Source organism: Pseudoalteromonas rubra (assembly GCF_005887095.1).
GTDB classification, from domain to species: Bacteria; Pseudomonadota; Gammaproteobacteria; order Enterobacterales; family Alteromonadaceae; genus Pseudoalteromonas; species Pseudoalteromonas rubra_E.
In genome coordinates this window covers 92,060-106,234 of the sequence record NZ_PNCI01000029.1, presented here as the reverse complement: position 1 = coordinate 106,234, position 14,175 = coordinate 92,060, and the positions used below count along the sequence as shown (strand labels likewise).

Below are 14,175 nucleotides of genomic sequence, written 5' to 3'. Positions count from 1 at the left end.
AGAACAACTAAATAGCAAAATCTTTGCCTTGTTATCGAGCATATTTTCTCGCCTCAAAATAGAACGCTTAATTAAGCAAATTGGTATTAACTGGATTTTAATTGTGTCGAATTTTTTCACATTGGGCTGGGATACTCAAGGGACTTAGACCAATTGTCTAGCGCTGATTGCAACAAGGCGAACAAAATTCGCTCACCTTGTAACAATATTCGGATTGCCAAGAGAATTTGGTCAATTAAACCTCGTCTTTGCCAGGTATAATTATCAGCTGACTTTTTGCTTTAACCCAGCCCTGCCTAAGACAGCTCTATATAGCCGCTCACCCAGAACCGAAAATGTCAGACCACTGAGGATCACGGCACCGCCAACCACCTCAAACAGGCTTATCTGTTCATCCAGGATCACGCTGGCCCCTATCATACCTACCAAAGGGATCAACAAAGCGAACGGCGTCACTGCCGCAGCGCGATGTTTGCCAAGTAACCAGCCCCACAAAGCAAACGCCAGCAAGGTAGAAACGGGCCCCACATAGAGTAACGCTAGCCAGGATTGTGCACTGGTATTTTGGATCAGGATGACTGGCGTATTACTTTCCAGATAATAAGACAATACGAACAAAGGCAGTGGCGCCACAGCACTGACCCAGACCATAAAATGCAGCAAGTTAACTTGCTTTAACTGTTTCATGATGAGATTCGACACCGCCCAGCTCAAAGCCGCACACAGGATCAACGCCATGCCATACAAAGTGACGCTGCCTGTTTCGCTCAAAAAGAACAAACCAAACCCACTACACGCAATGACCGCACCAGCTATCTGAAAACGACTTGCCTGCTCTTTTAACACCAGTGCACTGAGCACAATCGTAAACACCACCTGGGCTTGCAGTAATAAAGATGCAATGCCCGCTGAGGCATCTTTTTCCATTGCAAAATGAGTTAGCGCACATAATTGCAAATTACAGCACAATAAAAGCTGACTGTAGCGAGTTTTTACTAAAAAGGTACATTCATGTAAAATTACCTAATACAACGACAATGCTATGCAAAAATCGAGCAAAATAAAAATTTTTAACCAAGTTTTATTGCAAAATTATTTCATTCCATTGTAGAATGCACGCCCAACCGAATAGCAGCTTTTGCTGACCTTTCATTCTTAAAATTCTTGTTAACAAAAGTCATGCAGTCCCCATATGGTGATTGCTTTTTTGTGCGCGTCAATTTTATAAATGTCAAAAGTCAGCTCAGTGATAGCCATTCAACCTGGTTGGCGACTACCCTCGCAGAAACCACCACACACGAGATTTAAAATTAACCGTTTCTAACTTGAGGAACATACATGAGCACCACAGCACGCAATCTTACTCCGATCGCAACCGCCATGGCATTGGCAATGGCCGGCCTATCTTCAGCCACAGTGTTGGCAGAAGAAGCCCAAGCTGAGAAATCAAAAATCGAAGCCATCACGGTAACCGCGACCAAGCGTTCACAGGTTATCTATGAAGTACCGATCGCTATGAGTGCATTCTCAGGGGATGATCTGGATGCACAAGGTATCTCAGACATCACTGATGTGGGCAAATTTGTTCCAAACCTGAATATTACCGGCTTCTCAGCTGGTCACAACTCCTCTGCCAACCCGTTTATCCGCGGCATTGGTTTACAAGATCACCTGATCACCACAGATCCTGGCGTAAGCGTTTATGTTGACGGTGTTTACCTGGGTCGCCAGGTTGGCCAAAACTGGAACCTGGCCAACATCGAGCGTATTGAAGTACTGCGTGGTCCTCAGGGTACGCTGTATGGCCGTAACTCAATCGGTGGCGCAATTAACATCATCACTAAGCAACCAGATCAGGAAGCAGTGACTAAGGTTAGCGCAGAGACTGGTACACGTGGTCGTATCAAAGCGAGCATGTTCACGAACCAGGCAGTGACTGATGAACTGGCGTTCAACTTCAATATGGGCTTCAACCGCCGCGGTGGTCTGGGTGAATTTACTAACCTGCCAAATGCTGAATACGATGTGGGTGAAAACCAGGAATTCCACGGCCGCGTCTCTGTTAAATACACCCCCACTGATGACCTGCGTCTGGTACTGACTGCGGATGCGAATGACGGTGAAGGTGGTACACGTCCGTTTACCGTTTTGATCGATGAGATGCCGGAAGGACGTCTTTATAAAGCAGGTTTACGTAACCACATGGTAGCTGCTGACCCATATGACAATGCCACCAGCAGCATTGAGACGGCCACGGTATCAAACAAGGCAAATGGTGTATCACTCACAGCAGAATACGATATCAACGCAGATTTTGGCACTAAGTTCATCTTCAGTAAGCGCTCGTCAGAGTACAAAGCAGGGCTTGATGATGACGGAACTGCCATTGCACTTGACCACTACCCTGAGCGTGGTGAAGCCGATCAAACTTCTGTAGAACTTCAGCTAACTGGCTATCTGGGTCGCGCAGACTTCGTAACCGGCATTTACTGGTTTAACGAAGAGGGCAGCAACCGCCAGAGCTCAGACGAAGCAAGCTTTGATGGTGGCCCAACTAAACTAGAACTGGATCAGGAAACGACCAGTCGCGCTGTATTCTTTAACCTGGGCTATGACCTGACAGATGACTTACGCCTGAGTGGTGGTGTGCGCTATACTGAAGACGAAAAAGAAGCGTCAACAAATGTATTCGACCCTGTCGGCACCATCTCGTCTAGTAAAGACTGGGATGAAATTTCCTGGGAAGCCGCTGCCAACTATACTTTTGAAAATGGTCTGAACTGGTACGGCACAGTGCAAACTGGCTACCAGTCTGGTCAGTACCCTGCTCGCCCATATTTCTTGATCGGCCAGTTCTTTGGTGAAGGTGGCTTTGACAACCCGAATGCAGCCGCCGCTGTGCGTGCAAACAACGCATTTATGGCGAGCGAAAACATCAGTGCGATTAATTACGAAACCGGTTTTAAAGGTCAGCTGACTGATGACTTCAGCATGAGTGTGGCATTTTTCAATACAGAATATGAAGACTTGCCTTATCAGGTAAACGTTGTTACCGATGCTGGGTTTGACACCAACAATCTGATCGTTGAGCAAACTTCTCGCGGTATCGAGTTTGAGAGCACCTATTATGTTACAGACAGCTTCACCCTGCATTCAAGCTTTGGCTATATGGATGTGGATGTAGAAGAGCAAAATGGCATCAAGCCGGTTGCACCTCTGACTCCAGAGTGGACTGCCTCAATCAGCCCGTCTTATGAGTTTGAACTGGACAACAATGCAACAGTAAACACCCGTTTTGACATTTCATACCGCGACAGCATGTATGGTGAGCCGAGCTCAGATCCACGCCGTATGACGCAAATTGATGATCGTACCACAGTAAACTTTGATATTTCGTACGCGCCAGCTAATGCCAACTGGGATATCTCTCTGTATGGCCGCAACATCTTTGATGAGCGCTACGACGATGCACGCCTCAACACCGGAGACTACATCCTGGTTATCAAGAGCAATGATGCCAGCGAATTCGGCGTTCGCTACCGCGCAACATTCTAATTCGCAATGAATTTAACAGACTGTCATCTTCTTGCTGACAGTCTGTTTACCCTCCCAAATTACACCTATTCGGCCAGCCTCTCCTGTCGTTTACAATAGTTCACCCTCACAGTTGAAGAACAAAGAAGAACAGACTAGAATCCGCGTTTTTCATATGGATACGGAATAAATCAAACATGAGATTCTTACCTAACAAGAAGCTGTTCTTATGCGCAACAATGGCCTTGTCACTCACTGCATGTGGCGGTGGTTCAGACAACAAGGACCCAAATACATCTTCTGTCGAAGACAATAAAATTAGCTACACCGAATTACCCAATTTTATTAATGTAAAAGAAGGTGAAAAGGTCACGCTATCTCTGAATACTTCCGGGGCAAATGCAAGCAACCTCAATTTTACCTGGACCGTTCGTGGCGTTGATGGTGACGTGCCATTTACAGGACAAGGCACTGATACAATCACATTTACCGCGCCAGAAGTGACTCAACAGAGCTCTCTGAGCATTTCTGTAAAACTGAACACCTCTAATGTGATAGGTTTTGTGGACCAGCACAGCTCTGTGTCTGTCGCGGATACAAACTCAAACACCGTTACACCACAACCTGATACGGGTAGCGTAGTCGAGGAGCTTGATTTAAGTGTGCTTGTCTCTGGCAGTACCTGGATGGAGACCGTTCACCAGTATATTAAAACACCGCGTACGGAAGGTGGCTATGATCACACTACCGTCAAAGTCTCGCGCCCTTTCGACATTGTTAGCTTCGATCAAAGTGAACATACGTTTTCTGCTCAAGTGTGCGGTGAGCAACAAAGTACCAATGTGAAAGTCGATGACTTTTTTGCCAATACTGACTGTACAGAGGGTACTAAGTCAACTGTACTGACTCAAGGTCAAGACAGCTTTACCATCACCAAAATGTGTGGTGACGACGTTGCTGCTACCAGCACATTCAAACAAGTCAGTGAAAACACTCAAACGAGTTTTGGCAAGTTAGCAGTTAACTTTGCGAACTACCCGCAGCTTGCTGAAACAAACCAGCTTTGCGGTATTATCGCCACATCTCATGTGGAAGCAAAGGACGGTAATGGTCAGACATTAACCAGTGCCGACGCCACAGTCGTGCGTTTGGTTAGTCAGTACGAAGGTAGCCCGTTTGAGCTATCCTTCACATTTGGCGGCGAGCCAAGTGACTCATTTGCTAGCTTATCCAGTGTAGGAACTGGCAATTTTGCGCAGCTCGAAACATCCTTATACCCTGAGATAAGTCAGCTCAAGAGCGACTCAGGGATGCTCAGACTGGACTGGGACAATACGGACACACATATCAAGGCTGAATTTAACTTCGACCTGCCGCTTAGCACGTTCGAAGATGAAGAGGTCACAGGTAATTTCGAGTTAAAACTCGACTGATATCAATTCACTGATCATCAGACTATAAAAAAGGGCTACGATTAAATCGTGGCCCTTTTTTTAGCCTGTAAACCAGCACACAACATCGGCTGATCGTCACACCCCCTGCGATTGAATTTACGATGATAGCCAGAAGAACGCCCTATCGATTCATAGCAATCGGCATAATTTATACCAATCTTGAGACGAGTAAATATCGGCGATTGGTTATGCATTAATGCGGGTTGATATCACACTGTAAAATGATGGCTATTGCAGTTTGATTGATACGCCGCATAGAGTGAGCACGTGGCTCACTCTATGCGATACAAAGTATCTTATCCGGCTTACTTTGCTTGTGTTTGTGCAGTCTCTTCCACTTTAGGCTGGACGTCTTCGCCGTAACCAAAGGTAACAGCCAGAACCAGTACAACGGATGCAGCCAGCATCAGTTTACCAAACAGTGGCAGACAGAACCGGAACCATAAGTGATAAGGTACTCCTGCCATACCAATGATCCCCATCAGAACCGCATTGGTCGGAATGATCATGTTAGAGAAGCCATCACCAAACTGGTATGCCAGTACTGCAACCTGACGGTATACACCAATAATATCACCGACCGGTGCCATCAGTGGCATAGTGACATAGGCCTGACCACTGCCTGAAGGAATAAACAAATTCAGCAGCGTTTGCATTATAAACATACCTACAGCTGCCAGTTCAGCACCCAGATGTGATAATGGTGACGACATGGCATAAACCAAAGTATGAAGGATCTGACCATCTTCCATTATCAATGCAATACCACGTGCCACACCGATTAAAATAGCGGTGCTTGCTAAGTCTTTCACCCCTTCAATAAACTCATTGGCCGCACGGTCTGCCCCTATCTGGCCAATTAAAGTCGTGAAAATACCCCAAGAAATAAATACGGCACCCAGTTCATACAGATACCAGCCCTTTTGAGAAATACCCCATACCGCCGTCACAATCGCGGCAACCAGACCAAACAAAATCATTTGGTGACGTTTATTTAGTGCCGGATAATTTGCCTCAGCACTGCCGGCTAACGGACATGGTAAACCTTTGGTCAAGGATAACTCAGGGTTTGCCTGGACTTTTTTGGCATAACTCCAGACATGATGAAAACCAATCAATACAAACGGCAGGAATATTGCCAGCCGCAGTTCAATGCCCGAGTACACAGGAATGTCTGCTACCTTCTGAGCCACCATTACGGTAAAAGGATTAAAGGCGGACACGCCGTAACCGATACCGTAACCCGCAACCACCATGCCCACGGCAGTCATTGCATCAAGGCGCATCGCTTTACATAGTCCGACCAGGATAAGTACAAAAGGAATATACTCTCCGGCTGTGCCTATGGCACCTGAGGCCAGCGCAAAGCAGAATACCACCATGAAAATTAGAATATTCGGCTTATGACCAAATCGCTCCAGCAAGCGGCCAATTAGCGCATCTATGGTGCCCGTTGCACGTGCGATTGACAGTACACCACCAACAATAAAGACGAAGAAAATAACATCTTGTGCCGCTGCAAAGGCGCGCGGAATCGCAACCAGAAAATCCATTGGAGTTAGATGCGTTTGCGCTTGTGCAAGCGCGTAAGTACCAGGAACTACGGCCTGACGACCGTTGTCGAGTGTTACTGTCTCGAAGAAGCCTTGCGGAACAAGCCAGGTTGCGAGATACGCTACCAGCATCATAGACAATAATAGGATGAGCGTATGGGGAACTTTGAACCCTTCTTTCATGTTAATTCTTTGTCGTTAATTTAAATTGTGCGCAGTGTAATAAAAATTGGCCCTATGGTGCAAACACCACGCGCCTAATGAGCCAACTTTGTCGTTAAAAAAGGTAACAAGAAGCCCCTTGGGGAAAAATCCAACAGAAATAAAAAGCCCTGCACTAAGCAGGGCTCACATGACGCAAGAAAAAATGCTAACTGATCCGGCTTACAGGAATTGGCCTAGTGCTTTTACCTGGTCAAGCATACGGTTTGAGAAACCCCATTCGTTGTCGTACCAGGCCATCACTTTAACCAGTTTGCCATCCACTTTAGTCTGGGTTGCATCAAATACTGATGAAGCTGGGTTATGGTTAAAGTCAACGGATACCAGTGGCAATGTGTTGTACTCAAGAATACCAGCCATTGCACCATCAGCAGCGCCTTTTAGGATCTCGTTAACTTCATCGGCAGACGTCTCGCGCTTAGCGATAAACGTAAGATCAACCAAAGAAACATTCACCGTCGGTACACGCACCGCCATACCATCAAGTTTGCCAGCCAGCTCTGGTAATACCAGACCCACAGCCTTCGCTGCACCGGTTTTTGTCGGGATCATTGACTGTGTTGCACTACGCGCGCGGTATAAGTCTTTATGGTAAACATCACACAGGTTTTGATCATTTGTGTAAGCATGGATAGTGGTCATACTGCCCTGCTCAATCCCTATGGTGTCATTAAGGGCTTTCGCTACTGGCGCCAGGCAGTTAGTCGTACATGATGCATTGGAAATTATGTTGCTATCTGCATTCAAGACCTCACTGTTTACGCCATGTACAACAGTGGCATCCATATCTGTACCAGGTGCAGATACGATCACTTTCTTCGCACCCGCTGCAATGTGCTTGCCTGCTGTTTCACGTGAAGTAAACAAACCTGTACATTCAAGTACGATATCTACCTTAAGGTCGCGCCAAGGTAATTGTGCAGGATCGCGCTCCTGAGTCAGGGTGATTTCGTCATCACCGATAACCAGGGTGTTGCCTTTTAGCTCAACCGGAAAATTAAAGCGCCCATGTACCGAGTCAAACTGGGTCAGGTGTGCGTTAGTCTGTGCAGGTGCCAAGTCGTTAATCGCGACAATCTTGATCTGATCATTCTGACCTGCTTCGTAAAGCGCTCTCAGTACATTTCGACCGATACGGCCATAGCCATTAATTGCAATATTAATCATAACCCTATTCCCCTAAATTAGTTTACTTCACTTGCTTGTCGAGCAAGCGCTTCAATGGCTTGCCAGTCTTTGTTTGCGATAAGTGCTTTATCCAGCATCCAAGTACCACCGACACAAATCACATTTTTTAGTGCCAGGTAGTCGGGTGCTGTCGTTAAGCTGATCCCACCTGTTGGGCAAAACGTCACCTGAGGTAAAGGACCACCGATTGATTTCAGCATGGCAGTACCACCTGCAGCCTCTGCCGGGAAAAACTTCAAAAACTTAAAGCCCTGAGCGGCCAGCTCCATGGCTTCGCTTGGCGTCGCAGCGCCCGGAAGAAATGGAATATCTGAGCCCTTTGCCAGCGCCAGCAATTCCGAGCTTACGCCCGGGCTCACCATAAAATCAGCACCAGCTTCGACGGACGCGTCGAATGACGCTTTATCAACGACGGTTCCGGTCCCTACATAGGCCTCTGGTACCGCTTCTTTCATCGCTTTGACCGCCTGTGCAGCAACCGGTGTACGCAACGTCACTTCCAGTGCACGCAGACCACCACGATATAGCGCCTGTGCCAGTGGCACGGCATCTTCTAAGTCTTCAATGACGATAACGGGTACTACCGGTGCCGCTGATAAAATCTCTTTAATGCTCATAATGTCCTCATTCCCAGTTGCTGTTATTCTTCTATGCCGAATGCACTTGCGCCTAAGTCGGCACTGCTGACAATATTTCTGAAACCGCTAAATAACTCTCGGCCCGTACCAAAAGTTGGACCAACCTCGGTCAGTTCAATCTCACGCTGAGCAAGCTCTTCATCGCTGACGTGCAGAATCAGTTCACCTTTAGGTGCATCAAGCGTGATCAAATCACCCTCCCGCACTTTCGCAATCGGCCCACCTTCAACGGCTTCTGGCGCCAGGTGGATAGCAGCAGGCACTTTACCCGATGCACCTGACATCCGGCCGTCGGTGACGATAGCTACCTTAAAGCCTTCATCCTGCAAGCTCGCCATTACCGGTGTCAGCTTATGTAGCTCAGGCATCCCTTTTGCCTTAGGACCTTGCTCTTTCAGTACGGCAATAAAGTCCTGGTTTAGCTCGCCACGGGTGTACGCTTCTTGTAGTGCAGCTTGTGAACTGAACACTTTGGCAGGAGCCGAGACCACTTGATGCTGCTCTGCAACCGCCGACACCTTGATCACTGACTTACCTAAGTTACCGCTTAGCAGCTGCAAACCGCCCTGTTTGTTAAATGGATTCGATACCGGTCTGAGTACCTCTTCATCCAAAGAGTCTGCCGGGCAATCTACCCACTTCACTTTCGCAGGACCCGTGCTGTCAGTCATGATGAGTGTCGGGTCAACATCCAATACGGGTTCCTGGGTGTAGGCATCTAAGCCTTCACCGACGATGGTTTTAACATCATTGTGCAGGTAACCTGCATCGCGCAGTTCACGCATCAAAAAGCCCATACCACCGGCAGCCTGGAAATGATTCACATCCGCTGAACCATTAGGATAAATACGTGTCAGTAGTGGCACGACTTCTGACAAGTCAGCCATGTCTTTCCAGGTGATTTGAACGCCAGCGGCCTTGGCCATCGCCACCAGGTGGATAGCATGGTTGGTAGAACCACCCGTTGCCAGCAAACCAACTAAGCCGTTAATGACGGTTTTTTCGCTGACGACATCCGCCAGACTGTTAACCGGGCCATCGCCTAACAGTTGCTTCAACATTGTCTCAACCGCACTGGCGGTCAGGCCTTCACGCAACTCAGTGTACGGGTTGATGAATGAACTGCCTGGTAAGTGCAGGCCCATGATTTCCATCAGCATCTGGTTTGAGTTCGCGGTTCCGTAGAAAGTACAGGTACCCGCACTGTGGTAAGACGCGCTTTCTGCTTCCAGTAACTCTTCACGGCTGACCAACCCTTGTGCAAACTTCTGTCTGACGCGTGCCTTTTCTTTGTTCGGAATACCTGACTGCATTGGACCGGCAGGCAGGAAGTAAATAGGAAGATGTCCAAATGACAGTGCGCCAATCAGTAACCCGGGGACGATTTTGTCACACACGCCCAGACAAAATACACCGTCAAACACATCATGTGATAGCGCAACTGCTGTCGACATTGCAATAACATCGCGGGAAAACAAGGACAGCTCCATACCATCACGCCCTTGCGTTACGCCATCGCACATTGCGGGGACGCCACCTGCGACCTGAGCCGTGGCATCGTATTTTTCAGCAATCGCCTTAATCTGCTCAGGATACTCTTTATAAGGCACGTGAGCAGACAACATGTCGTTGTAAGCATTGATGATAGCCAAGTTAGGCTGCTCATCGGCTTTTAATCTTGCTTTGTCACTGCTCGAACAGGCCGCCATCACGTGTGCCAGGTTACCACAGCCCAGTCCGGTTCTGACGCGAGTTTGTTTTTTTGCTTGTTCTATGCGCTCAAGATAGGCCTGACGAGATTGCTGACTGCGGGTGATAACGCGTTGAGTGACTTCATGAATTCGAGGATGCAACATAATTCAACTCTCTATTGTTAGAGGAAAAGGCTCAGTACAGCTCTCCCTGTACTGAGCAGCTTTGATTTACCCGTTCAAAGGTACGCTGTCAGGTTGTCTCTCACCCCAACCTGACACCGGTGTCACTATATTTACTCATGTTTGTGACACCGGTGTCAACCCTTACTTTAAATTTAGTCTAAATTTCATCAATGACCAAATAATGAACAAACAACAAACAAAAAAGCCCGACCAAGATTGGCCGGGCTTTGGGCAAGTATAAAAATGGGATTTAGTGGTTTTTGGCTGTGGATTCGCGCGTAATGAGCCGTGCTTCCAGAACGCGCTGATATACCTGCTCCTGGGGTTCCGAGATTTGCATGATCAGTTGCTCTACAGCCAATCTCGTCATCTCCTCAACAGGCTGCGCAATAGTCGTCAGACCAGGCCAAATGTGCCGCGCGATCGGCGCATTATCAAACCCAGCGATAGACAGATCTTCCGGTACGCGCAATTGCCGTTGAGTTGCCAGCTTAAGTACCGCCGCAGCCATGTAGTCGTTAGACGCGAATACGGCCGACGGACGTGGTGTCATATCCAGAATAGCCTTAGCGCTGTCTGCACCTGAGTGGTAACTAAAGTTACCCTCAGCAACCAGACGTTCCTGAAGTGGGATCTGGTGTTGTTCAAGTGCTCGTTTATAGCCGTTAAAGCGATTTTCAGTCGCACTGTGGTCCGGGTGACCTTTGATAAAGGCAATATCGGTATGACCCAGTGCAATGAGGTGTTCGGTCAGCTCATAGGCACCCTGCTCGTCATTGCTACAGATAGAGATAGATTCATCATCCTGAATAGCAGAAGCCACTAGCGCATAGTTGATATTTTTTTGCTTTAAAAAATCAATTAGTTCGCGCGAATCAGAAAATGGTGGCGTCAATACAAGCCCATCCAATCGAGATGTTGTCAGCAGCTGGTCAATATTATCAATCAATGCCTCACCGCGAAGCTCACACGGGTGGATCAGCAAGTTGTAATTGTGTTTATGACAGGCTTCTAACGCACCGCTTTGTACACGGGTTATATAGCTTTTACTCGGATTGTCATACAGGCAACCAATAATGAAACTCTTGTTGCGCGCTAACCCACGCGCAATAGGATTTGGTCTGTAATCGAGCTCTTTAAAAACTTTGAGTACTTTCTCACGCGTTGCAGGGCTGACATTAGGTTCATTATTCAATACCCGGGATACTGTCTTTTTCGACACACCCGCATACTGTGCGACACTGTTAATGGTCACTTTTTTCATTACACTTGTCCTGACTATCTGGTACTGGCACGCTCATGTAGGCACGCAGCAGCGCCAATCAAAGGGATATTTTCCTGTACTACTAAAGTGACTGGGATCTGACCCGCATACTGGCTCATCGGACCTTTGGTAACAAACCGTTCGGCGAACTGGCTTGATTTTAAGCGCTGCGCCATACGAGGCAATATCCCACCACCGATGAACACACCACCGAGTGCGCCAAATGTCAAAGACAGATCACCAGCAACACTGCCGATCCAGTCACAGAAGTGATTCAACGTAGCATCGCAGATTTCACATTCCTCTGCACGTTCACTGATCTGAGCCGCACTCAACCTCTCAGCCGTGTGTCCTTTTACTTTTGCCATAGCCTGATATAAATGTGCTAAGCCACGACCCGAAAAGACTTCTTCAACAGAAACATGCGCAATCTCCTGCTTCAATGCAACCAACAGCTGCTGGTCCAGCTCAGTGACCGCAGCCAAACTGATGTGACCGGCCTCGCAACTCATTACGGCACTGCCGTTAATGTCTCGGGCCAGACACGCAGCACCAAAACCAGTGCCTGGTCCCATCACCGCGATATTGGCACCAGCTTGAGCCTGACCCGATTTTATTTCGATATTTTGTTCTGGGTCCAGGTAAGGTGCAGCATAGGCAAAAGCAGCAAAATCGTTGATGACCGCTAATTCGCTAAAACCAAATTGTTGTTTGATATCCTGACTGTTGAATTGCCAACCTAAATTAGTCAGATAAACCTGCTGTGCCTTAACCGGTCCGGCCACAGCCAGACAAGCACGCAACGGTTTGGCTATGGGAAGTTCATTTAGGTAACGACTGATGGCTGTTTCAAAAGAGGGAAAATCGGCGCTGGGATACGTTGACTGGTGACTTATTACAAACTGATTAGTACTCGAATTGTACTGGGTTATAACGGCAAAACGGGCGTTGGTACCACCAATGTCCGCGACGACAATAGGCTCAAACACGTGGCCTTTATTATTCGAGCTATGAGGTGTTGTCTGGCTCATGTTGTTTTTCTCTTTTATCCGGGTGCACTGAATGCACAACTTCCAAGGTAACTGGCTCGGGTGATGGTGCCAAGCTTCAGCTGTATAACTTTGCACGTTCAGCTGAAAAAATGCTGTCCCCGGAGGGACAGCCAATACGTTTTGACAACAAAATGATAAAACAGTGATATTATGACACCGGTGTCAGACGGAGGCAATAAAAATTTTCGCTTGATCGATACCGCATTTACTAACTGCGCATTTTCACAGCAACTATTTCTGAAACCCGCAATATTTTGGTAAGCAGGTCGGTCAAGTATGTTACCAGGACAGCAACATGGATATTACGCTTGCAAATTTTATTCATTCGCTGACAATAATCAGGTTATCACTTAGAACAAATAAACTATGAAACCAAAAGGTAAAGCCACCTCTTTTGATATCGCCCACTTTGCGGGTGTGTCTCAGTCTACTGTGTCACGCGCACTGAGAAACAGTCCGCTGGTTAATGAAGAAACCCGACGTCGTGTCTGGGAAGTGGCAAAACAGCTGAATTATAAAGTCGATAAAAATGCCAGTAACCTGCGTACTCAGCAAAGCAGTACACTGGCCCTGTTGTTGTTTGAGGACCCCACCGGGGACGAGTCGCAGATCAACCCCTTCTTTCTTAACATGCTCGGAAGCATCACCCGCGCCTGTGCAAAGCAAGGCTATGATCTGCTGGTTTCCTTTCAGTCCACCAGTCAGGACTGGCGAGCAGATTACGAAGACAGCCACAGGGCCGATGGCATTATTCTGCTTGGTTATGGAGATTACATGGACTATCAGTCTCGTCTCCAGCAGCTCCTCTCACAGGACACTAAGTTTGTTTGCTGGGGCGCAACGGTCGACGGGCGAGACGATTTAACGGTCAGTTGTGATAACTATGGTGGTGGTAAGCTGGCGGCAGAGCATCTCCTACAGCAAAATCGCTCCCAGTATGTCTTTATCGGCGACGCATCCGACCACAGCCCGGAGTTTTTCGCGCGCTTTAAGGGCTTTCGGGATACCCTGACAGCACAAGGTTTAGCATTACCCGAGCGCCAAATCGCTAACGCGATTTCAACGGAAGAGTCTGGCTATCATGCCACCCGCTCATTGTTGGCCAACAATATTCAATTTGATGCGTTATTTGCAGCCAGCGATCTCATTGCCATTGGTGCGCTCAAAGCGCTCAAAGAAGCCGGTAAAGACGTACCGGGTGATGTTGCCGTTATTGGCTTCGACAATATCGCAGCTGCCAGTTTTATTTCGCCAGCCTTGACCACAGTACAGCAAAATACCACTCTGGCAGGCCAAATGCTGGTCAACAACCTGCTTAACCTGATCAAAGGGGAAGCGGTGACCGACACCCTGCTTCCGCCTAAGCTAATTGTTAGAAAATCTGCCTGAACAC

Annotated in this window: 10 protein-coding genes; 3 read left to right on the top strand and 7 right to left on the bottom strand. The window is 47.7% G+C overall.

Annotated elements, in window-relative coordinates; genetic code table 11:
• Window positions 1–264 precede the first annotated feature (264 nt).
• Window positions 265–957 carry an EamA family transporter gene (locus CWB99_RS13435; protein WP_283235366.1) on the bottom strand — a complete coding sequence of 231 codons (693 nt, stop codon included), beginning with the start codon at window positions 955–957 and terminating at the stop codon, window positions 265–267.
• A gap of 381 nt (window positions 958–1,338) precedes the next feature.
• Between CWB99_RS13435 and CWB99_RS13430 the strand changes: the two genes are divergently transcribed.
• Both CWB99_RS13430 and CWB99_RS13425 read left to right on the top strand, forming a co-directional pair.
• Window positions 1,339–3,555, top strand: a complete 2,217-nt coding sequence (locus CWB99_RS13430; protein WP_138552056.1) for a TonB-dependent receptor — start codon at window positions 1,339–1,341, stop codon at window positions 3,553–3,555.
• A gap of 176 nt (window positions 3,556–3,731) precedes the next feature.
• Entirely contained in the window at window positions 3,732–4,967 is a 1,236-nt protein-coding gene (locus tag CWB99_RS13425; protein ID WP_138552057.1) for a hypothetical protein, read from the top strand.
• Window positions 4,968–5,293: 326 nt separating this feature from the next.
• Here CWB99_RS13425 and CWB99_RS13420 read toward each other — a convergent pair whose 3' ends face one another.
• The 6 genes from CWB99_RS13420 to glk all read right to left on the bottom strand — a co-directional run bounded on the left by CWB99_RS13420 (window position 5,294) and on the right by glk (window position 12,761).
• On the bottom strand, window positions 5,294–6,724 hold the full coding sequence (locus tag CWB99_RS13420; protein ID WP_138552058.1) for a YfcC family protein: 1,431 nt from the start codon (window positions 6,722–6,724) through the stop codon (window positions 5,294–5,296).
• A 201-nt stretch (window positions 6,725–6,925) separates the two neighbouring features.
• Window positions 6,926–7,930 (bottom strand): type I glyceraldehyde-3-phosphate dehydrogenase, encoded by a 1,005-nt coding sequence (gap, locus tag CWB99_RS13415; protein WP_138552059.1) that lies wholly within the window; start codon window positions 7,928–7,930, stop codon window positions 6,926–6,928.
• Between the two features lie 17 nt (window positions 7,931–7,947).
• Window positions 7,948–8,568: a bifunctional 4-hydroxy-2-oxoglutarate aldolase/2-dehydro-3-deoxy-phosphogluconate aldolase gene (locus tag CWB99_RS13410; protein WP_138552060.1), complete on the bottom strand. Its 621-nt coding sequence runs from the start codon at window positions 8,566–8,568 to the stop codon at window positions 7,948–7,950.
• 23 nt (window positions 8,569–8,591) lie between these two features.
• Window positions 8,592–10,445, bottom strand: coding sequence for a phosphogluconate dehydratase (gene edd, locus CWB99_RS13405; protein WP_138552061.1), 1,854 nt, complete (start codon window positions 10,443–10,445; stop codon window positions 8,592–8,594).
• 271 nt (window positions 10,446–10,716) lie between these two features.
• Window positions 10,717–11,730, bottom strand: coding sequence for a LacI family DNA-binding transcriptional regulator (locus tag CWB99_RS13400; RefSeq protein WP_138543680.1), 1,014 nt, complete (start codon window positions 11,728–11,730; stop codon window positions 10,717–10,719).
• A gap of 14 nt (window positions 11,731–11,744) precedes the next feature.
• Window positions 11,745–12,761 (bottom strand): glucokinase, encoded by a 1,017-nt coding sequence (gene glk, locus CWB99_RS13395; RefSeq protein WP_138552062.1) that lies wholly within the window; start codon window positions 12,759–12,761, stop codon window positions 11,745–11,747.
• Between the two features lie 387 nt (window positions 12,762–13,148).
• On the opposite strand from glk, the gene CWB99_RS13390 reads away from it, so the two are divergent.
• Window positions 13,149–14,171 (top strand): LacI family DNA-binding transcriptional regulator, encoded by a 1,023-nt coding sequence (locus tag CWB99_RS13390; protein WP_138552063.1) that lies wholly within the window; start codon window positions 13,149–13,151, stop codon window positions 14,169–14,171.
• The last annotated feature ends 4 nt before the right edge of the window (window positions 14,172–14,175 follow it).

Excerpts from the sequence above, each read along its gene's own strand:
- CWB99_RS13430 (WP_138552056.1), top strand. The coding sequence starts at position 1,339 with ATGAGCACCACAGCACGCAATCTTACTCCGATCGCAACCGCCATGGCA.
- CWB99_RS13425 (WP_138552057.1), top strand. The coding sequence starts at position 3,732 with ATGAGATTCTTACCTAACAAGAAGCTGTTCTTATGCGCAACAATGGCC.
- CWB99_RS13420 (WP_138552058.1), bottom strand. The coding sequence starts at position 6,724 with ATGAAAGAAGGGTTCAAAGTTCCCCATACGCTCATCCTATTATTGTCT.
- gap (WP_138552059.1), bottom strand. The coding sequence starts at position 7,930 with ATGATTAATATTGCAATTAATGGCTATGGCCGTATCGGTCGAAATGTA.
- CWB99_RS13410 (WP_138552060.1), bottom strand. The coding sequence starts at position 8,568 with ATGAGCATTAAAGAGATTTTATCAGCGGCACCGGTAGTACCCGTTATC.
- edd (WP_138552061.1), bottom strand. The coding sequence starts at position 10,445 with ATGTTGCATCCTCGAATTCATGAAGTCACTCAACGCGTTATCACCCGC.
- CWB99_RS13400 (WP_138543680.1), bottom strand. The coding sequence starts at position 11,730 with ATGAAAAAAGTGACCATTAACAGTGTCGCACAGTATGCGGGTGTGTCG.
- glk (WP_138552062.1), bottom strand. The coding sequence starts at position 12,761 with ATGAGCCAGACAACACCTCATAGCTCGAATAATAAAGGCCACGTGTTT.
- CWB99_RS13390 (WP_138552063.1), top strand. The coding sequence starts at position 13,149 with ATGAAACCAAAAGGTAAAGCCACCTCTTTTGATATCGCCCACTTTGCG.